The sequence below is a fragment of the Pseudomonas sp. C9D1 genome, from assembly GCF_056491235.1.
The window spans coordinates 699,686-723,322 of sequence record NZ_JBSZIE010000002.1; the positions used below are offsets into that span (position 1 = coordinate 699,686).

Annotated in this window: 24 protein-coding genes; 11 read left to right on the forward strand and 13 right to left on the reverse strand. The window is 66.1% G+C overall.

Annotation, left to right across the window (positions count from 1 at the left end; translation table 11 throughout):
* Window positions 1-209: 209 nt before the first annotated feature.
* Window positions 210-1,415 carry a hypothetical protein gene (locus tag ACXI0U_RS11510; protein ID WP_431484692.1) on the reverse strand — a complete coding sequence of 402 codons (1,206 nt, stop codon included), beginning with the start codon at window positions 1,413-1,415 and terminating at the stop codon, window positions 210-212.
* 152 nt (window positions 1,416-1,567) lie between these two features.
* Between ACXI0U_RS11510 and ACXI0U_RS11515 the strand changes: the two genes are divergently transcribed.
* Window positions 1,568-2,107, forward strand: a complete 540-nt coding sequence (locus ACXI0U_RS11515; RefSeq protein WP_431484693.1) for a GNAT family N-acetyltransferase — start codon at window positions 1,568-1,570, stop codon at window positions 2,105-2,107.
* A 24-nt stretch (window positions 2,108-2,131) separates the two neighbouring features.
* Here ACXI0U_RS11515 and ACXI0U_RS11520 read toward each other — a convergent pair whose 3' ends face one another.
* The gene (locus ACXI0U_RS11520) at window positions 2,132-2,674 is read right to left on the reverse strand and encodes a ProQ/FinO family protein (RefSeq protein WP_431484694.1); all 543 of its coding nucleotides are present in this window, start codon (window positions 2,672-2,674) and stop codon (window positions 2,132-2,134) included.
* Window positions 2,675-2,894: 220 nt separating this feature from the next.
* Window positions 2,895-3,317, reverse strand: coding sequence for a hypothetical protein (locus ACXI0U_RS11525; RefSeq protein WP_431484695.1), 423 nt, complete (start codon window positions 3,315-3,317; stop codon window positions 2,895-2,897).
* Between the two features lie 261 nt (window positions 3,318-3,578).
* Between ACXI0U_RS11525 and ACXI0U_RS11530 the strand changes: the two genes are divergently transcribed.
* Complete coding sequence (locus ACXI0U_RS11530) at window positions 3,579-4,949, forward strand: transposase (protein WP_374980510.1); 1,371 nt, start codon at window positions 3,579-3,581, stop codon at window positions 4,947-4,949.
* Between the two features lie 348 nt (window positions 4,950-5,297).
* Here the strand turns inward: ACXI0U_RS11530 and ACXI0U_RS11535 are convergent, their stop codons facing one another.
* Window positions 5,298-5,747 (reverse strand): hypothetical protein, encoded by a 450-nt coding sequence (locus ACXI0U_RS11535; protein WP_431484698.1) that lies wholly within the window; start codon window positions 5,745-5,747, stop codon window positions 5,298-5,300.
* Window positions 5,748-6,112: 365 nt separating this feature from the next.
* Between ACXI0U_RS11535 and ACXI0U_RS11540 the strand changes: the two genes are divergently transcribed.
* Window positions 6,113-7,255, forward strand: a complete 1,143-nt coding sequence (locus ACXI0U_RS11540) for a hypothetical protein (protein ID WP_431484699.1) — start codon at window positions 6,113-6,115, stop codon at window positions 7,253-7,255.
* An 18-nt stretch (window positions 7,256-7,273) separates the two neighbouring features.
* Window positions 7,274-8,047 (forward strand): hypothetical protein, encoded by a 774-nt coding sequence (locus ACXI0U_RS11545; protein ID WP_111261590.1) that lies wholly within the window; start codon window positions 7,274-7,276, stop codon window positions 8,045-8,047.
* 15 nt (window positions 8,048-8,062) lie between these two features.
* Here the strand turns inward: ACXI0U_RS11545 and ACXI0U_RS11550 are convergent, their stop codons facing one another.
* Window positions 8,063-8,725 (reverse strand): hypothetical protein, encoded by a 663-nt coding sequence (locus ACXI0U_RS11550; protein WP_431484700.1) that lies wholly within the window; start codon window positions 8,723-8,725, stop codon window positions 8,063-8,065.
* A gap of 746 nt (window positions 8,726-9,471) precedes the next feature.
* On the opposite strand from ACXI0U_RS11550, the gene ACXI0U_RS11555 reads away from it, so the two are divergent.
* The 5 genes from ACXI0U_RS11555 to ACXI0U_RS11575 are packed head-to-tail and all read left to right on the forward strand — an operon-like array spanning window position 9,472 to window position 12,582.
* A complete protein-coding gene (locus ACXI0U_RS11555) occupies window positions 9,472-10,023 on the forward strand; it encodes a chalcone isomerase family protein (protein ID WP_271660849.1) in 552 nt (183 codons plus the stop codon).
* An 11-nt stretch (window positions 10,024-10,034) separates the two neighbouring features.
* Window positions 10,035-10,571, forward strand: coding sequence for a DUF3833 domain-containing protein (locus ACXI0U_RS11560; protein ID WP_431484701.1), 537 nt, complete (start codon window positions 10,035-10,037; stop codon window positions 10,569-10,571).
* A gap of 30 nt (window positions 10,572-10,601) precedes the next feature.
* Entirely contained in the window at window positions 10,602-10,907 is a 306-nt protein-coding gene (locus ACXI0U_RS11565) for a DUF6482 family protein (protein WP_021220926.1), read from the forward strand.
* Window positions 10,901-12,445 (forward strand): cryptochrome/photolyase family protein, encoded by a 1,545-nt coding sequence (locus ACXI0U_RS11570; protein WP_479550274.1) that lies wholly within the window; start codon window positions 10,901-10,903, stop codon window positions 12,443-12,445. Before ACXI0U_RS11565 ends, ACXI0U_RS11570 begins: the two co-directional genes overlap by 7 nt.
* Window positions 12,442-12,582 carry a DUF2256 domain-containing protein gene (locus tag ACXI0U_RS11575; RefSeq protein WP_081711661.1) on the forward strand — a complete coding sequence of 47 codons (141 nt, stop codon included), beginning with the start codon at window positions 12,442-12,444 and terminating at the stop codon, window positions 12,580-12,582. The genes ACXI0U_RS11570 and ACXI0U_RS11575 overlap by 4 nt, the downstream gene beginning before the upstream one ends.
* A gap of 37 nt (window positions 12,583-12,619) precedes the next feature.
* Here the strand turns inward: ACXI0U_RS11575 and ACXI0U_RS11580 are convergent, their stop codons facing one another.
* The 3 genes from ACXI0U_RS11580 to ACXI0U_RS11590 all read right to left on the reverse strand — a co-directional run bounded on the left by ACXI0U_RS11580 (window position 12,620) and on the right by ACXI0U_RS11590 (window position 14,439).
* Window positions 12,620-13,003, reverse strand: coding sequence for a c-type cytochrome (locus ACXI0U_RS11580; RefSeq protein ID WP_271660846.1), 384 nt, complete (start codon window positions 13,001-13,003; stop codon window positions 12,620-12,622).
* Window positions 13,004-13,189: 186 nt separating this feature from the next.
* The gene (locus ACXI0U_RS11585; RefSeq protein WP_043247001.1) at window positions 13,190-13,768 is read right to left on the reverse strand and encodes an HD domain-containing protein; all 579 of its coding nucleotides are present in this window, start codon (window positions 13,766-13,768) and stop codon (window positions 13,190-13,192) included.
* A gap of 113 nt (window positions 13,769-13,881) precedes the next feature.
* A complete protein-coding gene (locus ACXI0U_RS11590) occupies window positions 13,882-14,439 on the reverse strand; it encodes a transcriptional regulator (protein WP_479550275.1) in 558 nt (185 codons plus the stop codon).
* A 456-nt stretch (window positions 14,440-14,895) separates the two neighbouring features.
* Between ACXI0U_RS11590 and ACXI0U_RS11595 the strand changes: the two genes are divergently transcribed.
* Complete coding sequence (locus ACXI0U_RS11595; RefSeq protein ID WP_479550276.1) at window positions 14,896-15,411, forward strand: thioredoxin family protein; 516 nt, start codon at window positions 14,896-14,898, stop codon at window positions 15,409-15,411.
* Between the two features lie 28 nt (window positions 15,412-15,439).
* Here ACXI0U_RS11595 and ACXI0U_RS11600 read toward each other — a convergent pair whose 3' ends face one another.
* The gene (locus ACXI0U_RS11600) at window positions 15,440-16,195 is read right to left on the reverse strand and encodes an SIR2 family NAD-dependent protein deacylase (protein WP_479550277.1); all 756 of its coding nucleotides are present in this window, start codon (window positions 16,193-16,195) and stop codon (window positions 15,440-15,442) included.
* A 187-nt stretch (window positions 16,196-16,382) separates the two neighbouring features.
* Here ACXI0U_RS11600 and ACXI0U_RS11605 point away from each other — a divergent pair, with 187 nt between their 5' ends.
* Window positions 16,383-18,470, forward strand: coding sequence for a hybrid sensor histidine kinase/response regulator (locus ACXI0U_RS11605; protein WP_374981393.1), 2,088 nt, complete (start codon window positions 16,383-16,385; stop codon window positions 18,468-18,470).
* A 3-nt stretch (window positions 18,471-18,473) separates the two neighbouring features.
* On the opposite strand, the gene ACXI0U_RS11610 is transcribed toward ACXI0U_RS11605, so the two are convergent.
* The 4 genes from ACXI0U_RS11610 to ACXI0U_RS11625 all read right to left on the reverse strand — a co-directional run bounded on the left by ACXI0U_RS11610 (window position 18,474) and on the right by ACXI0U_RS11625 (window position 23,558).
* Window positions 18,474-19,085 carry a LysE family translocator gene (locus ACXI0U_RS11610; RefSeq protein ID WP_265168351.1) on the reverse strand — a complete coding sequence of 204 codons (612 nt, stop codon included), beginning with the start codon at window positions 19,083-19,085 and terminating at the stop codon, window positions 18,474-18,476.
* A gap of 611 nt (window positions 19,086-19,696) precedes the next feature.
* On the reverse strand, window positions 19,697-20,446 hold the full coding sequence (locus ACXI0U_RS11615) for a substrate-binding periplasmic protein (RefSeq protein ID WP_479550278.1): 750 nt from the start codon (window positions 20,444-20,446) through the stop codon (window positions 19,697-19,699).
* On the reverse strand, window positions 20,443-22,101 hold the full coding sequence (locus tag ACXI0U_RS11620; protein ID WP_479550279.1) for a sensor histidine kinase: 1,659 nt from the start codon (window positions 22,099-22,101) through the stop codon (window positions 20,443-20,445). Before ACXI0U_RS11620 ends, ACXI0U_RS11615 begins: the two co-directional genes overlap by 4 nt.
* Window positions 22,098-23,558 (reverse strand): DUF3369 domain-containing protein, encoded by a 1,461-nt coding sequence (locus ACXI0U_RS11625; protein ID WP_479550280.1) that lies wholly within the window; start codon window positions 23,556-23,558, stop codon window positions 22,098-22,100. Before ACXI0U_RS11625 ends, ACXI0U_RS11620 begins: the two co-directional genes overlap by 4 nt.
* Window positions 23,559-23,637: the final 79 nt, after the last annotated feature.

The window sequence follows — 23,637 nt, forward strand, 5'->3', positions numbered from 1 at the left end:
GAGTGGAGTGGCAAGGGGGTGGAGGAATGACGGAAGCGTATGTGCCAAGGGCTGAGGAACGCTTCCTACACTTTCAGCATGGCCATTTAATATCGCAAAGCCCGATCAATCGCCTCAAGTTATTCCGATGAAAGTGTCAGGGTATTGCTTCGCTGTCGCGCCGCATCCTGGCATGGGCAATCTACACGCCCCCTGTGATGATCCTGCTTCTACTTCGCCGGAAAACGTTCGAGCAACTGCTGGGAGAACGCGTTCAGAGCCTTGAACTCTTCGAAGTCGGGTGTGTAGTCCATGCGCTTGGGCCACTGCTCGGCAGCGGTTCTGTGCCAGTAGAGGATGGCGTCGTGCCCGGCAACCGAGTCCGGCATCCGCCGCCGCGTATATTCCCAGGGTTCCCGGTTCGCCCAGCGCCACTCGCGTGATACCCGGTCCGCCTCACCGTCGGTGGCCGCCTGTATCAGCGTGCCCGCCTGGTAGCTGTAGAAGTAGCGCAGGTACATCTCATCACCGGTGCCCGTCAGCCAGATGTTGCACACCTCGCCATTCGGTTTGCTGGTGACGTAAACCTCGGCTTCATGCCGGTACGGCCAGCCCGTGGCGACCGGCAGCGTGGCGAAGTAGGTGCTGTTCACGTAGCTCTGGTTGGCCGGCAACGGGCAGCGATCGTCGAGCAGATCGCGGTCCGTCGCCGGGTTCCACCGCCAGCGATGGTCGGCGCCCGGGATTGCCGGGAATGCGTTGAGCAGCTCGCTGCTGACCATCCGCTGCTCGTCGCCGAAGTGGCCACGCACGCGCGCCATTACCGTCTCCCGGTTGGCCCAGCCGACTTCCCGGCCGACCTTGAGCCCACACTCGGCCACCTCCCGGGCAGCCTTGGCGCCGCGTGAGTAGCTGAGCAGCAGGCCGGCGGCGAGCACCTCACCCGGCTCGGTGTCGTCGGCGTAGCAACTGAGCGGGATGTCCACGCGCTCGATCTCGCAGCCTTTGGCGCAGGTCATGTATTCCAGGGCCAGGCTGTCGATCCGGAAGGTGCCGCCGTGGTCCTCGATCACCGGGGCGAAGTCCAGGTCCAGGGCGTGCGGGCCTGCCGTCACGACCTGCGCGGCGGGCAGCTTCAGCCACACCGTCCGGCTCCAGGTGCGGGTACAGCGCTTGAGTGACGGCACGCTGAAGCGCGATGACGGGCAGTTGGCGCGGGAGGTGGTCGTCTCCGTGGTGTTCGGCGAGCCTTCCACCAATGGCCGGTAGGTCGCGTGCACCTTGACCCGCCAGGTGCCGACGGCGGGCGCATCGGGGTCGAGCACCTGCACGCCGACGCGATGGTTTTCGGCAGCCAGGCGCTGAGCGGCGCACGGCAGGGGCACACCCAGGCAGATGGCGAGCAGCGGGGCGAGCCAGGGCAGGCTGGTTTTCATGGCGATGGGACCGTTGGAGTAGAGGGGCCGCAGACTGGCCGGCCAGGTAATCGAAGCAGATTCTGCCACCCTTGCACGAGCAGGCGAAGGACGCCCGGGGGAATCCTGCTTGCTAAGATCAGCAGCCACCCACGCGCAGGCTGATACGCCCCATGACCCGGTTCCTGTTCACCACCCCTCGCCTTCGCTGCCGGCACTGGACGGCCGAGGACCTCGACGTGATTCACGCGGTCTATTCTGACGCGGAGGCCATGCGCTGGGTGGGCGACGGGCAGCCGATCGGCCGCACTGCCTGCGAACACTGGCTGGAGGTCACCCAGACCAATTACCGCGAGCGGGGCTATGGGATGTTTGCGCTGGAAGGGATCGACTCGGGGACGGTCATCGGCTTTTGCGGCCTGGTTCACCCTGGTGGGCAGGTCGAGCCCGAAGTGAAGTACGCCCTGCTCCGCTCGGCCTGGGGGCATGGCCTGGCCAGCGAGGCCATTCCGGCGCTGCTGGCTTATGGGCACGCCAGGCATGGGCTCGACAGAATCATCGCCACGGTCGCGCCGGAGAACCAGCCCTCGCAGCGTGTGCTGCTGAAGGCCGGCATGCGGCGGGTGGAGCAGCGCCGGGATGAAAGCGGCGCGCTCGACCATTTCTACGCCTGGCTGGCGCCGGGCACTGCTGCCACTGGCCAGACGCCGTAGCAGGTTCGTGCCCGGCCGGTGCCGTCAGCTCTCGGGCTGTTGCGCCTCGGCAACGACGACGGGCTCTTTAGGGCTCTCTTTGGCGCCCTCTTTACGCTTCGCCTGCTTGCGTCGCGCTTGCCCACGCTGGCGCGCAGCCTGCTGCCTGGCGTGCAGCGCCTGCCCGGCCGTCACCGTGCCAACGGCTTGGCCGTTGAGGTCCAGACGGGGCGCGTTCTCCACCATGCTTGCCCAGTAGCGACTGCTCGTGCACCAGGCGGCAACGCCCAGCTTGAGCTGTTCGAGGCTCAACCCCAGCAGCGCCAGGTGTTGCTCGGCGTCCTTGAGGATGCCTTCCTTGAGCGGCACCTTGGGGGCGGGGTTGACCGGGAAGGCCAGGGGGAAGTGCTTCTGCAACCGCCAGATCGCTTCCACCGCAGGGTCCTGCTCACGCGGCTTGGCCTGCTGGGGCGCGGCGTCTCGCTTGCGCTGTTTCGGGCGTTCAGGGCGCTCGGGGCGCTCACCCTGTGCCTGTTGCTTTTCAGCCCGCAGGCGGTCCCGTAGCTCAGCTAATTGCTCAAAACCCATCGTTCAAATCACCGCTTCATGGTTGTTTCGTGGCGCAAGATTATCCCATGCGGTCGCCTGTAGGCGATGGGACAGCGCGGTAAGCATCAATTCCAGACGAATTGACGATGAATGGGATACAGGCCGTGCACTCGCCAAAGCCGTTCCGAACGCTCGCCACGAGCCCGATTGGCCGCCCTGAACTCGAGAACAGGACGCGCGCCTGGCGTTATGTTGCGGCTCAATTGAATCGGCCAAGGTAGGTGACTGTCGCGGTGCTTTCAGGCGCACGCACGACAGGTTTGACCTGGGCAGACGTAGCGCGTCGGTCAGCCCAGATCGCATCTGCATTGGCCATGACGACGATGAAATGAGTGAACCCTGTTGATTCGGCGCTGATCCGTGCAGCGTCATCAGGCGTCCGAATCTGCGTGACGACATCCGCCACGCTGCCCAACAGCTCAACAAAATCCGAATCCATGTAGAACTCCAGTTCCTCGGCCAGCCGCCAGGTCGGATTACGATCCTCCCAGGCAGAGTAATCGGCGTCGGTTGCACTGCTGGTAGGTTCTGGCTCCCACTGTTCGAAGGCGTAGCGCTCAGCCTCTGCGTCAGAGGTAAAGGTGGCTCCGAACAGGTGGAATGGAGGGTAATCGTCGTGCATGGCTAGAGCTCGGGATGGGGCAGGCTTGATTCGATGCTAACGGCGGGCGTCATACAAAACCAAGGCCCGGCTGCTGGCCACTACGCATAACAGTCCCGTCACGACACCTGACCTGAAGCAGTCCGACATTCGATGAAGCGCAGAGGCCGGCAGAAGCTGGTGCTCGCGAGTGGCTGCTTCCGGTCGATTCTGTTGAAAAAGTAGCTGTCGCCCCCTGCCGTCGGCAGAATTGCTCTGTCAGCGAGCGCGGGGGCGAATAGCATGATGGGGCAGTTACCGGGAGGGCAGCAGCGCCTGTTCTACTCGTTCAATCTGGAAGACCACGTTCCTCCCCAGCATCTCTTGCGCAGCATCGACCATTGCCTGGATCTTAGCGATCTGCGTGCACACCTAACCGACTTCTACAGCCCCATCGGACGCCCCTCGATCGACCCAGAGTTGATGGTGCGCATGCTGGTCGTTGGCTACTGCTACGGCATCCGTTCCGAGCGACGGCTGTGCGAAGAAGTGCATTTAAATCTGGCCTATCGCTGGTTCTGCCGACTGGGCCTGGAAGATGAAGTCCCCAATCACTCGACCTTTTCGAAGAATCGCCACGGCCGCTTCCGTGACAGCGGACTGTTTCGCTGGTTGTTCAATGAGGTACTGCGCCGCTGCATGGCGGCTGGCCTGGTCAAAGGCGAAGGCTTCGCTGTGGACGCCAGCATCATCAAGGCGGATGCCAGCCGGCAACGTGGGGTGGCGGGAGATGAAGTCGATTGGCGTGATCCAGCGCTCAGCAACCGCGCTGTGCGCGAGTACCTTGAAGCCCTTGATGAAGAGGCGCTGGCTGAAGCTCTTCCCAAGAAAATCTCGCTCACTGATCCGCTGTCCCGTTGGACTGCTGCACCAGGCGGCCCGGCCTTCTTTGCCTACTCCACGAATTACCTGATCGATACTGAGTACGGCGTGATCATGGATGTGGAGGCGACTCCGGCGCACCGTACCGCCGAAGTCGATTCGACCAGGACGATGGTGGAGCGTGTCGAAGCGCAGTTCGACCTCACGCCGGAACGCCTCATCGGGGACACCGCCTACGGCACGGCCCCGATGCTGGCCTGGATGGTCGAAGAAAAGAACATCGAGCCGCATGTGCCGGTGTGGGACAAGACCGAGCGCAAGGACGACAGCCTCTCCAGTAACGACTTCCTCTGGAGTCCGGAGGCCAATGAATACCGCTGCCCAGCCGGCAAACCGCTACGCAGTGAGTGGCGCACCTTCACTCAGCAAAGATCGCGCGTGACCAAGGCCAACACCATCATCTACCGCTCCAGCCAAACCGACTGCACCACCTGTCCGTTGAAAGAAAAGTGCTGCCCCAACACACCGAATCGGAAGATCGTTCGCAGCGTCCATGAGGCTGCCCGCGACGTAGCTCGACGCATCGCCAAGTCACCGGAGTACCTCGTCTCCCGCTGCGAGCGAAAGAAGGTAGAGATGCTTTTCGCCCACCTCAAACGGATCATGAAACTCGACCGTTTACGATTGCGTGGCCTGACGGGTGCGACTGACGAATTCACTTTGGCCGCGACCGTGCAAAACTTGCGACGCATGGCCAAGCTTTTGCCTAACGGGCCGCCACTCACGGGATAGGTACGCCTGCTGTGAGCAGAAACCCTCGAATTAACCTTCAAACCTGAGCCAGAACGCTCAGCGAAACACCAAAAGGTAACCTGAAGTGGCTTGCAGCCACTTCTACAGCAGGCACACCTGAACGGCTGGCTGCCGTTGATACGACTTTTTCAACAGAATCGGCCGATACTCACCCTTCAAACGCCCCCACCCCGCCCTTCCCTCCCCCATAAAAAACCTGGCCTGGCGCCGGGGTCAGGCCGCACGCGGAAAGACGATGATTTCACGTTGCGCTCCTCGTTGTGCACCAGCTCTTCGAAGCTCTTTCGACGATCTGCTCCAGCTCGATGCGACCGGTGACAAGGGCCGTTATGTCGAGGCGTATGACAGGGGCCGGGCCGGACGAGGCGCCAGCAGCAAGGCCAGCCACAACCAGGCGAACGGCACCGCCGCCCCCATGAGCAGGGTCGACGCGTAACCGCTGAGCGAGAAGGCGCAGATGCTGGCTGCCAGCACGGCAAGCCCCCAGAGCAGGCCGGCCCGCGCGCGCCGGCCCAGGCTGCGGGCCAGGGCGTGGACGATGAACCGCCCGATGACCGAGGCAACGACGAGCACCTGCTCGACGCCCAGGATGGCGATGCCTGCCATGAAGGTGGGCCCTTCGGACGCCTCCCGCTCCACGGCCCAGAAGAACCAGGCGACCTGCGCCCAGTAGAGCACCGCCACCCCGGCCAGGGCCGCCAGGAATGCTCGCCATCCAGGGAGCAGCGCGGGCAGCGTGCCCACCAGCAACATCCCGATCAATGCCATGCCGTGCATGTGCCAACCTCCTTGTGTGGATCATCCTCGACGCCCGACGAGGCGGCTTCCCTGCCTGCGGTTGGGCGTACTCAGGGCGCCATCATCGACGGCGCGCGCGCCAGGTCAATCCCCGGAATGAGTTCCTGTCGAAGGGTTCGCAGAGGGGAGCCGCACGGCTCACCTACGGTCACCCTCGGCGTATCCCAGCACCCTTTCACAGATCCGTGCCGCCTCGATTTCCAACCTGCATTGGCAGTGGCACTATCGGCCAGCTGCATGGAAATGGATGTCGCCATGCGCGCTCGCCTGCCGACGCGCTCTACCCGGTATCCCACGCGTTCACGTTCACCTGACCCGCTCGGTTGCCGAGATAAGGACATCTCATGAACACCCTCGCTCTGCTTACCGACATCCTGCGAAAAACCAAGGCCTTCTCCGGCCGGGTGCCCAACAGCGCAAAGGACAAGGCCACTATCGTGGAGATATTCCGCGAGCTGATTCCGGCGAACGTTGCCTCGCTGGACCCCGACGTGATCGATGAGCCGCAAGACTACGAAGTGCTACTCGCTCGCCTGGCAGCCATCAGCAATGGCGATCTGGCGCCGGAGGACGTGCAGATCAAAGCCGGCCGCACCGGCAAGCTCACCCTGACCTTCACCCAGCAGCAGGAAACCCACTCGCTGACGTTCACCCACGAGGGCGGCACCTACATCGATCAGAGCTTTCTCGATGCGCTGCACAAGCACTGCAAGAAAAAGCTTCCCGGCACCTTTCTCTTCACGTCGGAAGCGGAAAGCATCGAGGCGGTGTATTTACCCTTGAAAGCATTCAAGCGGGTGAACAACGAACTGCTCAGCACGCAAAGCACCGATGCCCTGGCCACGCTGATCCAGGTCGGCAATGTTTATTCCATCGACTGGGACAGCATTCCGTACGACGTGGTGGAAGGGTTCACCCGGGACGGAGAGACCCTGATCACCGCCTTGATCAAGGCACCGTTCGCCGAGAAGCCCGGCAGCTGGGGCGCTACCCGTCGCATCGAGATTCTCGAAGGGCTCCAGGGCATGGCGAATGTCTTCCGGGCCAATGCCCATGGCGAGACGCCCCGCGAGATTGCACTGGCCAAGGGCTGGGATCACCTGGTGCCGGAACTCAGCGGCTGGCCCGTGAACACCGTACCCGTCACGACTATCCGCGAGCGGGCTGGCAAGGGGCACGCCTGCTTCGAGGATGACCTCAAGAAAGCCTTCGAACGGCTGGATGCAAAGGGCCTGTTCGAATCGATTCACTTCGACCCGAGTAACCCCTTCCAATACCTCCACATCTCCCACAGGCCCGACTTCATCTATAGCGAAGACACGCTGCTCGTCTCCCGCTATCGATTTGGTGGCGCCGTGGTCGGCTATCGCGTTTTCAGCCAGAAGCGCGGTGAAAACGGCTGGTCGCTAAGCCGATTCGTGCCATTGGGCGAGGTCGATCAGCTGTGTGAAGTGATCGAGCGCTACTGCACACACTCCTTGGTCTAAAGAGAACGGATATCTCCCATGCAACGCATTGCAATCGCTGCACTCTCAGCCTTGATCTCGATGACGGCGGTCGCAGGCACCCTCGAAAGCGAACTTCAAAAGAACGGCCTGGTAGCCCAGGCCATACCGAAAAGCGGCATCACCGAGAAAGTACTGGACCTTGGCTCTTATCAGGTTACTGCCGACGGTGGCGGGCTCCTCATCAGTCACGATGAGCAGAGCCTGGAGCGGCCCCTGACCGAGTTGCAGGTCGATGGCGTGAAGATCATGGGCACGGACCATGGTGAATGGGGAGGTGAGCTGACCGTCACCTCGCAGGATGGAACGACCAGAACCTTGCTGAAGGAAAATGTCGTCAGCATCCAGAAAGTCGACGGCTCGATCTTCGTGTTTACCGGGCTCAGCCACATGGGGATCAACGTTGGCGCCATGTACGAGCTGACGGATATCGCAAGCGAACCGAAGTTAACCAGGGTCACCCTGCTTCCCTCCGCCCCGGAGAAGATCCTTTTTGAAAAAGGCGTCGCCTACATCCTGACCTTCGACAGCCTTATTGCCGTAAACCCATCCCCTGAGCAGGCGTCGATGGAGATCATCGCCTACAAAGCGCCCTGGTCGCGCTTTGCGCCCAATAGCCTGGTCAAGCGAGGCGACACCTTTGTAGTGGGTATGTATGCAGGCGTTACGGTGGTTAACACCAGCCGGTTTGGAATTCAGGACGTGAGGTTCTATGGGCCGCAGGGGGCAGAAGAACTGCTCAAACCGGAGACGATCAATCATCGCCTCCGCTGAGCCGCAACCCTCGGCTCACTGCGCCCGGACGTAAACCCCATCGAAGCTCACATTCATGCCGCCGCAATTGTTGTTGTCATCGACGATCAGGAAGCGGCCGATACGGGTGTACTCGACAGCGCAGTCGTACTTGCCGTCGCCGTCCTTGGTCATGGCGTAGCGGCCTTTGGGCTTGAAGGTGCCGTCGATCTGCCCGACGTGGGTACTGGCGCCGCTGCCCCAGGTCGAATCGCCGGTCACGTGCAGGCCCGGCCCCTGCTCTTGCTGCTCGATGGTGAGGGTGCTGGCCCAGGCCTTCCAGGTGCCCAGCCAATCGCTGGTTTCCGGCAAGGGGTCAGCGGCTGGAGCGAGGTTCACCAACTCGATCCAGCCCACGGTTTCGCGCTTCTTGCCCTGGTACCAGGCACAGGCCCAACCGCCTTCGATCTTGTTGACCAGCACCTCATCGCCCTCGATGAGGTACGCCTTCTGCTGGCAGCCCTCGGATTCGGGGCAGCGCTCGTCGTCCTTGAAGAAGTGCGTCTGGTGCTTGTTCACGACCTTGTACAGCTGGCTGAACTTGCCCTCGGAGGGGAAATAGCCATTTCGGCAGCTGAAGGGTTCGATGTCCTCTGCGTGGCTGGGCAGGCAGATCAGCGCCAGGGCGCTGGTGAGAAGAAAGGGAGTGATCTTGTGCATGAAGGGCCGGTCCTTGCCACTGTGACCGCTGCGGGGCGACGGGCCCCGCGGCGAAGAGGGAGCGGGAATCTAGCGACGTGCGCCCGCGAGGGTCAACTCGTACAGCTGTACTAAGCGTGATCCGGTGATCACTTCGAACCGTTGCCGCTCTTCGTAGGGTGGATGGCGCTTTTTTCATCCACCATCGGAGTCCCGTCCAGCACCGCACTGTGGACATGAAGAGCGATGTCCACCCTACACACGGACCCGCTCCGTGCTGGCTCGTGCGGCACTCCGTAGGGCGGGTGAAACCCGCGAGTCCCCTGCCCCACAGCTGTCGGGTTGCACCCGACCTACAGGCGGCTCTTCGTCGGGTGGATGGCGCTCTTTCATCCACCATCGAAGTCCCGTCCGACACCATCTGGTGGACATGAAGAGCGATGTCCTGCCTACACACGGACCCGATCCGTGCTGGCTCGTGCGGCACTCCGTAGGGCGGGTGAAACCCGCGAGTCCCCTGCCCCACAGCTGTCGGGTTGCACCCGACCTACAGGCGGCTCTTCGTCGGGTGGATGGCGCTCTTTTCATCCACCATCGGGCTCACGATTGGCACCGCCTGGTGGACATGTAGAGCGATGTCCCCCACACACGGGCCTACTCCGTGCGGGCTGTTGCAGCGTCGCCGCTCGATAAATCTATACAAATACTTATACAACGCTAATATTTGTATAATTTTATCACCCACCCACAGACCGGGAGAGACCACCATGGGCCTGGCGATATCCCCCGCTTCGGCGCTACGCCGTGCCGTCCTGCTATGCCTGCTTCTGATAGCCGCGCCGTGCTGGGCCGACTGGCGGGGCGAGCTTCCCAAGGCCGAGCTGGTCGGCCAGGGCGATTTCACCTGGTTCGGCCTGCGGGTGTACCAGGCCCGCCTATGGAGCCCGGCGGCGCCCATCGACTGGGAGCAGCCCTTCGCCCTGGAGCTCATCTACAGCCGCGAGCTGTCGCGAGACACCCTGGTGCAGGCCAGCCTGGACGAGATGCGCCGCCTGGGCGGTTCCTCGCTGGACGAGGCGCGCCTGGCGGCCTGGGACGGCGAGATGCGCCAGGCCTTCGTCGATGTGCAGCCGGGCCAGCGCATCACCGGCCTCTACCTGCCGGGCCGGGGAAGCCGCTTCTACGTCGACGGCCAGTTCCGCCACGCGGTGGCCGATACCGATTTCGCCCACGCGTTCTTCGCCATCTGGCTGGATGCCCGTACCCGTAATCCCGAGCTGCGCCGCGAGCTGCTCGGGCTCAATGAAACAAACCAATGAGGAGGCCGATGATGCGTGCCGTAATAGGGTTGCTGTGCTGCCTGCTGCTCGCCGGGTGCGGTGGTGTGGAGGTCGATCATTACGCCAAGGAGCGCCCGCAGCTGGACCTGCCGGGGTTCTTCTCCAGGCCGGTGCAGGCCTGGGGCATCTTCCAGAACCGCTCGGGCGAGGTGGTCAAGCGCTTCAAGGTGGACATCACCAGCCGCCGCGAGGGCGAGCGGCTGATTCTCGACGAACGCTTCCTCTACAGCGACGGGACCCGCCAGCAGCGGGTGTGGACCCTGCAACCGCTGGGTGATGGACGCTGGCGCGGCCGCGCGGCGGACGTGATCGGTGAAGCGGATGGCGAGGTGGCGGGCAACGCCCTGCGCTGGCGCTACACGCTGAACCTGGAGGTGGAAGGCTCGACCTGGGAAGTGGATTTCGACGACTGGATGTACCTGATGGACGAGGACACCCTGATCAACCGCTCGAGCATGAGCAAGCTCGGCGTCGAACTGGGCCAGGTGACCCTGTTCTTCCGCCGCGACTCCGCATTGCAACACTGACTGACCGGGCGTGAGCCGGAGGACTGGGCGATGAATCTCCAACAACTTGGCGAAGCCGCACTGGCGGGCCGTATCGAAGGGCTCGACGTGGTGTCCCTGGAGGGCGGCTTCTACATCCTCCAGGCGCGCCTCGCTTCGGGCCTCGAAGGGGTGCTGGACGAACAGGGCAAGGTCTTGCGCCTGCGCTCGACGACTCAGCTCCGCGACCTGCTGCAGGGTTTGCCACGGCTGCCTTGCGAGCTGGTGCAACATTGCGTCCATGACGAGATGTGCGGCGCCCGCGAGGGCCCGCTGGAACCGCTGCGCCTGCCCCTGTCGCTGGACTCGCAATGGTGAACGGCCACGTTCGCCGGCTCGGCCTGGTGCTGGGCGACCAGCTCAGCTTCGACCTTTCACTGTTCGCGGCCCTCGACCCGGCCCGCGACGCGGTGCTGATGGCCGAAGTCCAGGAGGAGGCGAGCTACGTGCCGCACCACCCGCACAAGATCGTGCTGGTCTTCAGCGCCATGCGCCACTTCGCGGCGGCACTGGAGCAGCGTGGCTGGCGGGTGATCTACACCCGGCTCGACGCGCCCGACAACAGCGGCAGCCTGGCGGGCGAGCTGCGCCGCTGGCACGCCGCCCTGGGCGAGCCGGAGCTGCACCTGACCGAGTGCGGCGAATGGCGCGTGGAAGAGGCGCTGCGCGCCACCGGGTTGCCGCTGAACTGGCACGCCGACAGCCGCTTCCTCTGCTCCCGCGAGGCGTTCGCGCGCTGGGCGGGTGAGCGCAAGCAACTGCGCATGGAGCTGTTCTACCGCGAGATGCGCAAGCGCAGCGGCCTGCTGCTGGAGCCGGACGGCCAGCCGCTGGGGGGCAGCTGGAACTTCGACGCCGACAATCGCAAGGCGCTGCCCAAGGGCGTGCGCGGCCCCTTTCCCGCGCGCTTCGGCCAGGACGCCATCACCCGCGAGGTGGTGGCCCTGGTGGGCGAGCGCTTCGCCCACCATTACGGGCGCCTGGAGGGCTTCGACTACCCGGTGACCCACGCCGAGGCCCAGGCGCTCTGGCAGCACTTCCTGGCGTTCGCCCTGCCCGCCTTCGGCGACTACCAGGACGCCATGGCCGAAGGCGAGCCCTACCTCTTCCACGCGCGTATCAGCGCCGCCCTGAACATCGGCCTGCTGGACCTGCGCCAGCTCTGCGCCGACGTGGAGAATGCCCACCGCCAGGGCCAGGTGCCGCTCAACGCGGCGGAAGGCTTCATCCGCCAGTTGATCGGCTGGCGCGAGTACGTGCGCGGCATCTACTGGCTGCGCATGCCGGACTACGCCACGCTCAACGTCTTCGGCAACAGCCGGCCGCTGCCGGCGTTCTACTGGACCGGCCGCACCGAGATGCGCTGCATGGCCCAGGCCATCGGCCAGACCCTGGAGCTGGGCTATGCGCACCACATCCAGCGGCTGATGGTGACCGGCAACTTCGCCCTGCTCGCCGGCATCGCCCCCGCGGCCATCTGCGAGTGGTACCTGGCGGTCTACCTGGACGCCTTCGAGTGGGTGGAGCTGCCCAACACCCTGGGCATGGTGATGCACGCCGACGGTGGCTACCTCGGCTCCAAGCCCTATTGCGCCAGCGGCCGCTACATCCAGCGCATGTCCGACCATTGCGCGTCGTGCCGCTACCGCGTGGACCGCGCCACCGAGGAGGACGCCTGCCCGTTCAACGCGCTCTACTGGCACTTCCTGATGCGCCACAGCGAGCGCCTGGGCCGCAACCCGCGCCTGGCCATGCCCTATCGCAACCTGCAGCGCATGGACCAGGCCCGCGTCGATGCGCTCTGGGAGCGCGGCGAACGGCTGCTGGCGCGGCTGGATGCCGGCGAGGCGCTGTGAAGAAGGCCCACCTGCCGCAAAAGACCTGCGCGGTGTGCGGCCGACCCTTCGCCTGGCGCCGCCGCTGGGCGCATTGCTGGGACGAGGTGCGCTATTGCTCCGAGCGCTGCCGTCGCCAGCGCCACGCGGCTCATTGAAGGTGGGCAGCCGCCCCGCTCGCCTCTGCGCCGCTCTTCAGCGCGCCTTGAGGATCACGCCGCTCATGTACTGGTTGAGGTCGCGGAAGTCCTGAACGCTCCAGGCATGGGGCGGGATCTTCACGCCGTTCTCCTGCAGGGTGCGGGGAATCAGGTTGCCGTTGGGGCGGAGAATCACCGACGAGACGATGACGCCCGGGTAGTCCGCGAGCCGCTGCTTGAACGCAGCTGTGGTCAGGTCGGGGGTGGGTGGGTCGCTCTTATGGGCCAGGGGCCCGGTGCCCTTGATGTCCGCCCCGTGGCACACGGCGCATCGCTGCTGGTAGAGCGTCTTGCCGTTGGCGATACCCGCAAGACAGGACAGGGGCTGGGTGAGTGACAGCGCGCCCAGCAGCGCGATAAGCGACGGTTTGATTTTCATACGGCCTTGTACGAACCAGACGGGGATCGAGGGCGTGCCTCGGCGTTGCTCCTGCAACGCGCACGTCGTCCGAGAGGTCGACCGGCACGCCGCCATGGTCCCATAGGCAGCCGCTCTAGCGTCAGGGTTTTCGTGTCATGCCGGGCGCAGATGTGATGGGGTTCGAGCGGGGCGCCAGGGAGCGCCCTACTCGCCCGCCTGGGCTTCCATGCGCTGCCGCGTGCCTGCGTCCAGCTGCTCGCGAATGGCCGCGAACAGCGGCTCGCCGCTGGTGTAGCGGCGCCCGTAGCCGAGGTTGAAGGCGTAGTCGAAGTCCGCCGGGTTGGCGCCCTGGTTGTGCTGCAGCAGGGTCTCCAGCTTGTCCAGCGCCTTGACCGCCAGCGCCTCGGGGGAGGCGGCGTTCTCGTAGTCATCCCACAGCGCGAGAATCTCGTCGCGCAGCCCGGCATCGAGGGTGCGGGTCAGGGTCAGCAGGTCTTCGCGCTCCTGGGCGCCCTTGTCGGGATGGCCGCCCTGCTCGATGGCGGGGATGTCGCCGTTGATAGCTTCGCCCAGGTCATGGACCACGCACATCTTCAGCACCCGCAGCAGGTCGAGCCCGACCAGCTCATCGGCGAAAGTGATGGCCATCAGGCACAGGCGCCAGCTGTGTTCGGCGGTGCTTTCCGCGCGCCCGCTGGAGGTGTGGGCGCTGCGCAGTACGTCCTTGAGGCGCTCCGCCTCGCGGAGGAAGTCGAGCCGTCCCTTGATCCTGTCGATGTTCATCTCTCACCCGCGAATATGGCCGTCGGGGCGCAGGGGGCGCCCTTGCAAACGCACAGCCTAGGCGCGGGGGCGATCCCACGTCCACGCATGGATTATGCGTGGGCGGCTGGGGCTCAGAGGGTTTCCACCAGGCGCGCGGCGGTACCGTCGGAGAGGGTCATGCGCGTCCAGCGGCACAGGCCCTGGCGGATGGGCACGATGACGGAGTCATTGGCGCCGCTGCCGAACTCCAGCGCCGGCGGCATCAGCAGGTCGCGCCAGCCCAGGGCATCCAGGGCCGCTTCCTTGCGCGCGATCTCCGGCGTTGCGTAGCGCCACAGCGAGCGCCCCATCAGCTCGGCCAGGGGCACGGAGAACTCGGCGGCGCGGGTGGCGGAACAGGCCAGCAGGCGGTGGCTGAGGTCGCAGACCAGGTGCACGGCGCGCGGGCTGTCGCTCACCAGCCGCGCCAGGGCCTGGTCGGCTGCGGCCTCCAGCCGGGCGGCCAGCATCTGCTCCACCCGCGCCCGTTCGGCGGGCTCCATTTCCTGCACGCCGCTTTCCCAGCGCGAGATGGTCGATTGCGCCACGCCGAACAGCTGCGCCGCATGGGCCTGCTTGACCCGATGCAGCAGGCGCCAACGCCGCAGCGCGACGCCGAGCACGGCCGGTTTCAGAAGGCTGTCGTTCATGGTGCGGGCCCAGGGGAAATCCGTGGAAAGAGAGCGGATTTTGCAGGCTCATGCGGAACGCGGCCAGATAATCCTGTGATTCCCGACGATGGGTTGTGCAAGGTGCCGTAGGTTGGCGCCGAGCGCAGCGAGGCCCAACGCAACGATGCCCGGCCCCCGCTACGTTGGGCTTCGTGCCTCAACCCAACCTACGGAACATCGTGCCTCCCGGCGTCCTCCCCGGTGGACGAAAAGAGCGTCGTCCACCCTACACACCGGTCGGCACAGTGGTTTGGGTTGCGCTCAGTGCCGCAGGTTGGCGCCGAGCGCAGCGAGTCCCAACAGAGCGATACCCAGCCCCGCAAGCTGGATCAAAGGTGCCCCGTCTACCTGGCAAAAGCGGCAGCAACACTTGATGCGAGCGCCACTTTTCTGCTGGGATGCCCGCCTCTTCCCATCTTTCCCAGGAGGCCTTCCATGGCGTCTTACCAGCAGCTGTTCGACATCGGCCAGGGCTTCGCCGACTTCCTCCGCAGCGGCCTGCCCACCGAGCGGGATGCCGCCAATGCAGTGGTGCAGAAGCTCGCGACGCCCGGCTGCATCGCCCCGGCGGCGCTCACCCGGCTGCAATGCATCGAGCGCCGCTACCACCTGCTGGTGGTGGGCGAGATGTGGTGCCCGGACTGCCAGATCAACGTCTCGGTGCTCGACTTCATCTGCCGCACCCAGCCGCTGATCGACCTGGCGGTGATCACCAAGGGCCGTGCCGAGGACGACCTCAAGGCGCGCCTGAACCTCGACAGGGTGTCCATCCCACTGGTGGTGGTGCTCGACGCCGCGTTCGCGCCGGTGGGGCTGTTCGTCGAGCGCCCGCAAGCGGTGATCGGCGCCGGTGACGAGGTGCTGCGCGACTACAAGGCCGGCCTCTACCTGGAAGCCACGGTCGACGACCTGCTGGCGCTGCTCGAACAGGCCGAACAGCGCAGTGCATGAGCCGCTGGCCACCCCGTTGAGATGATGCCTAGGCGTCAGCGCCGAAGGCCTGGCGCAACAGCGCCGGCAGCAACTCGCCGGCCGGGCCCGCCAGGGCGAACTCGCGCTCGCCCTGCACCGCCACCGGCTGGGTGTTGAGGTGCAACACCGTAGCCCCCGCGTTCAGCGCCAGGCGGGGGATGCGCGCCGCCGGCTCGACCACGCCAGAGGTGCCGATGGACAGCAGCAGGTCGCATTCCTCGGCCGCCGTGAAGGCCGCACGCAACACGTCCCCCGGCAACTGCTCGCCGAACCACACCACGCCCGGGCGCAGCTTGCCGTTGCAACGGGTGCAGCGCGGCGGCTCCACCCGGCGCCCCTCGTTCGGCTCGTCGGGCTCGGGTATCTCCAGCGCCGGCCGCGTGCAGGCGAAGCAGCGCAGCGCATCGAGGCGGCCATGCAGGTGCAGCGCCTCGCGGCTGCCGGCGCGCTCGTGGAGGTCGTCGACGTTCTGGGTGATCAGGGTCAGCTTGGGCACCAGGGTCGCCAGGCGGGCGATGGCCAGGTGCCCGGCATTGGGTTGGGCGCGGTGCACCAGGGTGCGGCGCCACTCGTACCAGCCCCAGACCAGGGCCGGGTCACGGCGGAAGCCCTCGGCGCTGGCCAGCTCGCTCGCCTCGTAGCGCTCCCAGAGCCCGGTCAGGCGGTCACGGAAGGTGGGGATGCCGCTCTCGGCGGAAATGCCGGCGCCGGTGAACACCACGAGGTGGCGGGCCTTGGCCAGCAGGGAGGGATCGAAGCTCATCGACAGGGTCCGGTAACGAAGCGGGGGCAACCACCCTGCCAGTATGGGTACGAGCGTTCAACGCCCCGGCGGGCAAGCGACGAACGAAGCGCCTGGGTGTGCGCCAGTCAGCGTTTTTTATCGCCTGGAAGGTGGCCAAGGCGGCCGTCATGACCGATATTGCTTGCCTGTTCCAACGGATAACGCCATGGACGCCACATCCTTCCCCGCTGCCCCCGGCCCGATGAGCCGGCGGGTACGCGAACTCGACTGGGCACGGACGCCCCTCGGTCCCATCGCCGCCTGGCCCGCCAGCCTGCGGGTGGCCGTGGAAATGATGCTCGCCTCGCACTTTCCCAGCTGCCTGTTCTGGGGGCCCGAGCGCATCACCCTGTACAACGACGCCTTCAAGCCGATTCTCGGGGCCAAGCCCGAAGCCCTCGGCCGGCCCTTCGACGATGTATGGCGGGAGGCCTGGTACAGCATCGGCCCCATCGCCGACCGCGCCTTCACCGGCGAGGCCACCTTCATCGAAGACTTCCCGCTGGAGATCGACCGCAACGGGCGCCTGGAGCGCTGCTACTTCACCTTCTGCTACAGCCCGGTGCGCGACGAGCGCGGCGAGGTGGTGGGCGTGCTCGACACCGTGATCGAGACCACGGCGCAGCGGGTGGCCGAACAGCAGCTGCGCCAGCTCACCCAGACCCTGGAGCGCCAGGTGGCCGACCGCACCCGCGATCGCAACCGCCTGTGGAACCTGTCGCCGGACGTGATGCTGATCACCCGCCTGGACATGACCATCACCGCCGCCAACCCGGCGCTGGGGCCGGTGCTGGGCTGGAGCGAAAAGGAACTGGTGGGCACCAGCTCCCTGGACCTGGTGCACAGCGATGACCTGTCCCTCGCCTGGGGTGCCAGCCACAGCCTGATGCAGGGCGAAACCCTGCGCGACTTCGACTGTCGCATGCGCCACAAGGACGGCAGCTACCGCTGGATCAGTTGGTCATCCAGCCCCGGCGAAGGCCATATCAGCGCCATCGGCCGCGACATCACCCAGGAGCGCGAACGCGCCGAAACCCTGCGCCAGACCGAAGAGCTGCTGCGCCAGAGCCAGAAGATGGAGGCGGTCGGCCAGCTCACCGGCGGCCTCGCCCACGACTTCAACAACCTCCTGGCCGGCATCAGCGGCAGCCTGGAGCTGCTCAAGCTGCGGGTATCCCAGGGCCGTACCGGCGAGCTGGACCGCTACATCTCCACCGCGCGCACCGCCGCCGAGCGTGCCGCCACCCTGACCCATCGCCTGCTGGCCTTCTCCCGCCGCCAGGCGCTGGACCCCAAGCCGACCAACGTCAACCGCCTGGTGGCCGGCATGCAGGAGCTGATCAGCCGCACCATGGGCCCGATGATCGAGGTGGAAGTGCTCAGCGGCCCCGAGCTGTGGACCGTGCTGGTGGACCCCAACCAGCTGGAAAGCGCCCTGCTCAACATCTGCATCAACGCCCGCGACGCCATGCCCGGCGGTGGCCGCCTCAGCATCGGCACCTGCAACCACCGCCTGGTGGAGCCCCGTGCGGGCGAACTGGGCCTGGCAGTGGGTGAATACCTCTCGCTCTGCGTGACCGACACCGGCACCGGCATGCCGGAAGAGGTGATCGCCCGCGTCTTCGACCCCTTCTTCACCACCAAGCCGGCGGGCCAGGGCACCGGCCTCGGCCTGTCGATGGTCTACGGTTTCGCCCGCCAGTCCGGCGGCGCGGTGCAGATCGCCTCGCAGCCGGGCGAAGGCACCAGCCTCTATATCCACCTGCCCCGCCACCACGGCGAGGAACGCATCGAGCACAACACCGGATCGGAATTCGCACCCCGGGCCGAGCGCCAGGCCACGGTGCTGGTGGTGGACGACGAGTCGCCCCTGCGCATGCTCATCGGCGAGGTGCTGCGCGACCTGGGCTACCAGGTGCTGGAAGCGGTGGATGGCGCCTCGGGCCTGGCCCTGCTGGACAGCGAACAGCGCATCGACCTGCTGCTGGCCGATGTCGGCCTGCCCGGCGGCATGAACGGCAAGGAAATGGCCCGGCTCGCCCGGCGCCTGCGCCCCGACCTGCGGGTGCTGTTCATCACCGGCTATGCGCAGAACAGCCTGTTCGACAACGAGCAGCTGGAGTCGGGCATGGAGGTGCTGGCCAAGCCCTTCGCCATCGAATCCCTCGCCTCACGGGTCAAGGGATTGCTGCAGAAAAGCGTGCAGCCACGCCAGCGCAGCGAGCGACAGGGCCCCTCGGCACGTACCGGCTGACCCCTAGCGGGTCAGCGGCAGCGCCAGCCCGGCGGCAGCGAACAGCGCCCCGCAGCAGCGGTTGAAGCCCTTGCCGCTGCGCGCCAGCCAGGGCCGCACGCGGTGGGCCAGGCGCGCCAGCAGGTACTCCACCAACGCCTCGATCAGCACGAAGGTCAGGGTCATCACCAGGAACTGCAGCCACAGCGGCTGCGCCGGGTCGAGGAACTGCGAAAGGAAGGCGCCGAAGAACAGGATCACCTTGGGGTTGGACACCGCCGAGAACAGGCCCTGGCGGAACAGGCTGACGCCGCTGCGGCGCTGGCCCTCGCCATCGGTGGAAACCTGCACCGCCGGCGCCCGCCAGAGCTGCACGCCGAGCCAGATCAGGTACAGCCCGCCGGCCACCTTGAGCACCGTCAGCGCATCGGCCGAGGCCTTGAGCAGCGCGCCGATGCCGAACATCGACAAGGCCATGATCAGCACGAAGCCCAGCGCCCCGCCGGCAATGGTGAACAGCGCCCGGCGGTGGCCATGCAACGCCCCGTGGGACAGCGCCAACAACGCATTCGGCCCGGGCGTGAGGGAAAGGCCGAGAACGGCCAGTAGGTAGATCAGCCAGGTGTGCAGTGCCATGGGAATCGGCCATCGAAGCGGGAAGAGGCGGCCAGTCTAACGAGCCGGCAACCCCCTTGAAATCCCCCTTCCCCGTCATGCCCCGCCCTCCCCTGTAGGAGCGAATTCATTCGCGATGGAATAGCCGGCCACTTGCAGCCATGTGCCGGCGGCAGATCTTTCGCGGCTGAAGCCGCTCCCACAGGAGACACCAGCGACGCCGTGCCGTTGTAGGTCGGGTGCAACCCGACGGGGCTCCTGCACAGACCATGCGCAATGCCACGCGGGTTTCACCCGCCCTACGGCGCTGACCGGTGTGTAGGGTGGATGGCGCTCTTTTCATCCACCAAGCGACCTTCCAGCCCACACGCATGCCACGCCTGGTGGGAGCGAATTCATTCGCGATGGAATAGCCGACCACTCGCAGACTCGTGCCGACTGCAAGTCTTGCGCGGCTGAAGCCGCTCCCACGGGAGGCACCTGCGGCGCCGTGCCCGAAACGGACCATGGTGCAACCGGAAAACACTATGTCTGGGCAGCTCTGCGGGCTGCTTGGCGACTGAAGTCGCCCCTACACAGCAACCAATGACGCCGTGCATCTGTAGGTCGGGTGCAACCCGACGGGCACCCCATCAATGCTGGTAACGCTTGCGGAAGTCCGCCTCCATGCTCGCGTAGCGCCCGCTCTTGTGCAGGGCCTGGAGGCCTGTTTCGAAGGCCTTGGCAATGCGCGCGCCGTCCGGGTGGGCCTTGGAGAAGGCCAGCCAGAAGCCGTCGGTCTGCAGCACGCCGGTGAGCTTCACCTTGCCGCGCAGGTGCGGGTCCTGGTTGATGCGCATGTAGCCCGGCATGGTGTTGAGCAGGATGTAGTCCACCCGCCCGGCCACCAGCATCTGCAGCAGCTGGCTGTCGGAGTTGGCGTTGTAGCGGTGGATGGCCGGGTCCTCCATGAAGGAGGTCGGGTAGGTGTAGCCATTGGTGATGCCCACCACCTTGCCGGCCAGGTCCTTGGCGCCCATGTCGGTGCGCGGGTCGTCGGCGGGGCCGAAGATCGCCAGCCCCTCTTCGAACAACGGCGTCGGGTGCCAGATGTACTGATCGCGGTTGGCTTCGGTGATGGTCACATCGAAACAGGCCACCGCGCGCGTGCCCTGGGCGTAGAACAGGCAGCGGGAGAAGGGCACAGTGAGGAAATCCACCTCGATGTCCTGGGTGCCGAGGGCCGCGCGCACCAGGTCCACGGCGAAGCCCTGGGCCGAGGAACCATCGGTGCCGATGGAGGAGTACGGCGCCCAGTCGTCCTCGGCGGCGATGGTCACGCGCTCGGCCCAAGCCGGCACGGACAGCAGGCTGCACAGCAGCGCGATCACCAGGGTTCTCATGCTTCACCCTCCACGGAGTCGATGGACGCCGTGGCTTCATCGGCCATCGCCAGCCGGCGCGGCAGCCACAGCAGGAAGCGCACTCCCTCGCCCTCTTCGGAGTGGAACTCCAGGCGCCCCTGCAGTTTGCGGGTGACCAGGTTGTAGACGATGTTCAGCCCCAGCCCGGTGCCGCCGGTGCCGCGCCGAGTGGTGAAGAAGGGCTCGAAGATGCGCTCGTGCAGCTCCGCCGGCACCCCGCAGCCGTTGTCGCGGTAGTCCAGCTCGATGCCCTCCCCCTCGCTGCGCACCTGCAGCTCGATGTGCGCCTCGGGCGTTTCGGCGAAGGCATGGCGCACGCTGTTGATGATCAGGTTGGCCACCACCTGGGTCAGCACCCCCGGCAGGCTGCGCATGTGCAGGCCCGCTTCGCAGTCCAGTTGCACCGCCACCGGAACCTTGCGCGTCTCCGGGTGCAGGCTGGCGATCAGCGCCTCCAGCACCTGGCGCACCTCGAATTCGCAGCGGGCCTCGGACACCTGGTCCACCGCCGTCTGCTTGAAGTCGCTGATCAGCTTGGCGGCGCGGCCGATGTTGTTGGCCAGCATGCCGTTGCTGTCGTGGGCCAGCTCCAGCAGCGCCTGGAAGCTGTCGCTGGTGAGGGTCTGTGCCTGGAACTGGGTGCGCAGGTCCGACAGCGCCTCGGAGAGCACCGAGGACGCGGTCACCGCGATGCCCAGCGGCGTGTTCACCTCGTGGGCCACGCCCGCCACCAGGCCGCCCAGGGCCGCCAGCTTCTCCGACTCGATCAGTTGCCGCTGCGCCGCCTGCAACTGGCGCACGCTCTGGGACAGCTCGCGGGTGCGTTCGGCGACGGTGGACTCGAGCTGGTCGGAATAGAACTTCAGCTTGCCCTCGGCCTCGCGCACCTGGCGCAGGTTGTCGCCGATGGCCTGCAGGTGCTGGTTGGTGGAACGCACCAGCACGCCGATCTCGTTGTCGGCGTGGCCGGGGGGCTCCTGCAGGCGGGTGGTTTCCGGTGCGTCGATGTCCACCCGGGCGATGGACAGGATCAGGCTGCGCAGCGGTCGCGTCACCCACAGGTAGAACACCAGCAGGAGGATGGCGGAGATGGCCAGGGCGTAGAACAGGCTGCCCAGCAGGGTGATCAGCGCACGGTCGAGAAAGTCCCGCCCGTAGCGGTAGGTGTCCACCTCCACCTGCAGGGTGCCCAGCTCCTCACGCTGGCCGGCACCGGGCAGGTCCGCCTGCAGGGGCCACTGAAAATGCAGGGTGGCGCCGAACAGCAGGTCGTTGAGGCGCCGCCCCTCCTGCGCGCCCAGCTCGCGGTGGTGCTCGGCGAACACCTTGCCCTCGGGCAGCAGGATGCGCGCCGAGGCCAGGGCCGGTTGCTTGAGCATGCCGCTGAGCAGATCGCTGGCGGTGCGCGGGTCGAGGCTGAAGACCACCGCCGTGACCGGCTCGCGCACCATGTCGAAGAGGGCCTGCATGTCGTCTTCGGGCTGCGCGCGGGCGCGGTAGTAGTCCAGGCCCACCTGCACCACGCTGATGGCCAGGCCGAGCAGGCAGGCGCACAGCAGGTTGATGCGTACCAGGCTGGAAGACAGGCTGCGGCCGATCCGCGACGGCGCGGGTCGCTGGAAGGCCGGGTTCATGAATGGGGCTCGTCCGGGTAGCGCTCGCGGATGGCCAGGAACTCCTCATGATTGGCCAGCAGCAGGTCCACCAGGTGTGGGTCGAAGTGGGCGCCGCGCTCGGCACGGATCAGCTCCAGCACCTGCTCGGGGGTCCAGGGTTCCTTGTAGCTGCGCCGCGACCCCAGGGCATCGAACACATCGGCCAGGGCGACGATGCGCCCGCTCAGGGGAATGTCCTCCCCCTCCAGCCCGCGCGGGTAGCCGCGGCCGTCCCAGCGCTCGTGGTGGCTGCCGGCGATCACCGCCCCCACGCGCATCAGCTCGCGGCGCGAACGCTGGAGGATGTCCACGCCGAAGTCGACGTGCTTCTTCATCAGCGCCCATTCGGCCTCGTCGAGCTTGCCGGGCTTATGCAGGATGGCGTCGGGGATCGCCACCTTGCCGATGTCGTGCAGGGGAGACGCGTGCTGGATCAGCTGCACCTCGCGCTCGGGCAGGCCATGCAGGCGCGCCAGCAGCTCGCTGAACAGCGCCACCCGCTGCACGTGGGCGCCGGTCTCCTTGCTGCGCACCTCCACCGCGTTGGCCAGGGTGTAGACCAGCTCCTTGGAGGTGGCTTGCAGGTCCTCCATCAGGTGGATGTTCTCGAAGGTGATCGCCACGCTGCGCACGTAGATTTCCAGCAGTTGCCGGTCCAGGTCGCTGAGCGGCTCCACATGGGTGACGTAGAGCAGGCTCGCCCCGCCCCGGTCGTTGCGGCGGAACAGCACGTAGGCATCGTCGAAGTGCTGCGAAGCGCCCAGTTGCAGCACCTGGTCGAAACGCTGGACCACCATGGCCGGCAGCGTCTCCAGCGCCGAGTCCGGCTCGTAGTGGACGAACTCCCCGGTGGCCGCCAGGGTGCGGGTCTGTGGCTCGTGGTCGTCGGTGCGGATCAGGCAATAGAGCGCCGAGTCACCCAGGCACAGCAGCGAGGTGAGCTGCTCCAGCACCGTAGAGGAGAACAGCTTGAGGGTGGCGGCGTTCTGCACCTGGGCGCAGGCCTCCAGCACATTGCTCAGGCCCTTGCGCTGGGCGTCGATCACCCCCAGGTCGCGGTAGGCGCGGAGCATGGAATAGAGCAGGGTGCGCAGCTTCTGGGTGGTGAGCTCGGTCTTCTCCTTGTAGTCGTCCACCTCGTATTCGCGGATGACCTGGTCCTCCGGCGCCTGGCCTGCCTGGCCGGTGCGCAGCACCAGGCGCGTCATGCGGTTGTCGCACTCCTCGCGCAGGTAGCGCACCAGGTCCAGCCCGGCGTGCTCGGTTTCCATCACCACGTCCACCAGGGCCAGGGCGATGTCGCCGCGCTGGCGGAAGGTCTCCCGCGCCTCCGCCGCCGAGTAGGCCGACAGCAGCTCCAGCGGCCGCTGCTGGAACTCGAAGCCGCGCAGGGCCAGCCGGGTTACCGCGTGGACCTCCGGGTCGTCGTCGATCACCAGCACGCACCAGGGGGCCAATGACCTGCTAGCGGGTGAAGGGGACGGTGGCGAAGCGGGGGTGGCGAAAAAATCCATT

Excerpts from the sequence above, each read along its gene's own strand:
- ACXI0U_RS11510 (WP_431484692.1), bottom strand. The coding sequence starts at position 1,415 with ATGAAAACCAGCCTGCCCTGGCTCGCCCCGCTGCTCGCCATCTGCCTG.
- ACXI0U_RS11515 (WP_431484693.1), top strand. The coding sequence starts at position 1,568 with ATGACCCGGTTCCTGTTCACCACCCCTCGCCTTCGCTGCCGGCACTGG.
- ACXI0U_RS11520 (WP_431484694.1), bottom strand. The coding sequence starts at position 2,674 with ATGGGTTTTGAGCAATTAGCTGAGCTACGGGACCGCCTGCGGGCTGAA.
- ACXI0U_RS11525 (WP_431484695.1), bottom strand. The coding sequence starts at position 3,317 with ATGCACGACGATTACCCTCCATTCCACCTGTTCGGAGCCACCTTTACC.
- ACXI0U_RS11530 (WP_374980510.1), top strand. The coding sequence starts at position 3,579 with ATGATGGGGCAGTTACCGGGAGGGCAGCAGCGCCTGTTCTACTCGTTC.
- ACXI0U_RS11535 (WP_431484698.1), bottom strand. The coding sequence starts at position 5,747 with ATGCACGGCATGGCATTGATCGGGATGTTGCTGGTGGGCACGCTGCCC.
- ACXI0U_RS11540 (WP_431484699.1), top strand. The coding sequence starts at position 6,113 with ATGAACACCCTCGCTCTGCTTACCGACATCCTGCGAAAAACCAAGGCC.
- ACXI0U_RS11545 (WP_111261590.1), top strand. The coding sequence starts at position 7,274 with ATGCAACGCATTGCAATCGCTGCACTCTCAGCCTTGATCTCGATGACG.
- ACXI0U_RS11550 (WP_431484700.1), bottom strand. The coding sequence starts at position 8,725 with ATGCACAAGATCACTCCCTTTCTTCTCACCAGCGCCCTGGCGCTGATC.
- ACXI0U_RS11555 (WP_271660849.1), top strand. The coding sequence starts at position 9,472 with ATGGGCCTGGCGATATCCCCCGCTTCGGCGCTACGCCGTGCCGTCCTG.
- ACXI0U_RS11560 (WP_431484701.1), top strand. The coding sequence starts at position 10,035 with ATGCGTGCCGTAATAGGGTTGCTGTGCTGCCTGCTGCTCGCCGGGTGC.
- ACXI0U_RS11565 (WP_021220926.1), top strand. The coding sequence starts at position 10,602 with ATGAATCTCCAACAACTTGGCGAAGCCGCACTGGCGGGCCGTATCGAA.
- ACXI0U_RS11570 (WP_479550274.1), top strand. The coding sequence starts at position 10,901 with ATGGTGAACGGCCACGTTCGCCGGCTCGGCCTGGTGCTGGGCGACCAG.
- ACXI0U_RS11580 (WP_271660846.1), bottom strand. The coding sequence starts at position 13,003 with ATGAAAATCAAACCGTCGCTTATCGCGCTGCTGGGCGCGCTGTCACTC.
- ACXI0U_RS11585 (WP_043247001.1), bottom strand. The coding sequence starts at position 13,768 with ATGAACATCGACAGGATCAAGGGACGGCTCGACTTCCTCCGCGAGGCG.
- ACXI0U_RS11590 (WP_479550275.1), bottom strand. The coding sequence starts at position 14,439 with ATGAACGACAGCCTTCTGAAACCGGCCGTGCTCGGCGTCGCGCTGCGG.
- ACXI0U_RS11595 (WP_479550276.1), top strand. The coding sequence starts at position 14,896 with ATGGCGTCTTACCAGCAGCTGTTCGACATCGGCCAGGGCTTCGCCGAC.
- ACXI0U_RS11600 (WP_479550277.1), bottom strand. The coding sequence starts at position 16,195 with ATGAGCTTCGATCCCTCCCTGCTGGCCAAGGCCCGCCACCTCGTGGTG.
- ACXI0U_RS11605 (WP_374981393.1), top strand. The coding sequence starts at position 16,383 with ATGGACGCCACATCCTTCCCCGCTGCCCCCGGCCCGATGAGCCGGCGG.
- ACXI0U_RS11610 (WP_265168351.1), bottom strand. The coding sequence starts at position 19,085 with ATGGCACTGCACACCTGGCTGATCTACCTACTGGCCGTTCTCGGCCTT.
- ACXI0U_RS11615 (WP_479550278.1), bottom strand. The coding sequence starts at position 20,446 with ATGAGAACCCTGGTGATCGCGCTGCTGTGCAGCCTGCTGTCCGTGCCG.
- ACXI0U_RS11620 (WP_479550279.1), bottom strand. The coding sequence starts at position 22,101 with ATGAACCCGGCCTTCCAGCGACCCGCGCCGTCGCGGATCGGCCGCAGC.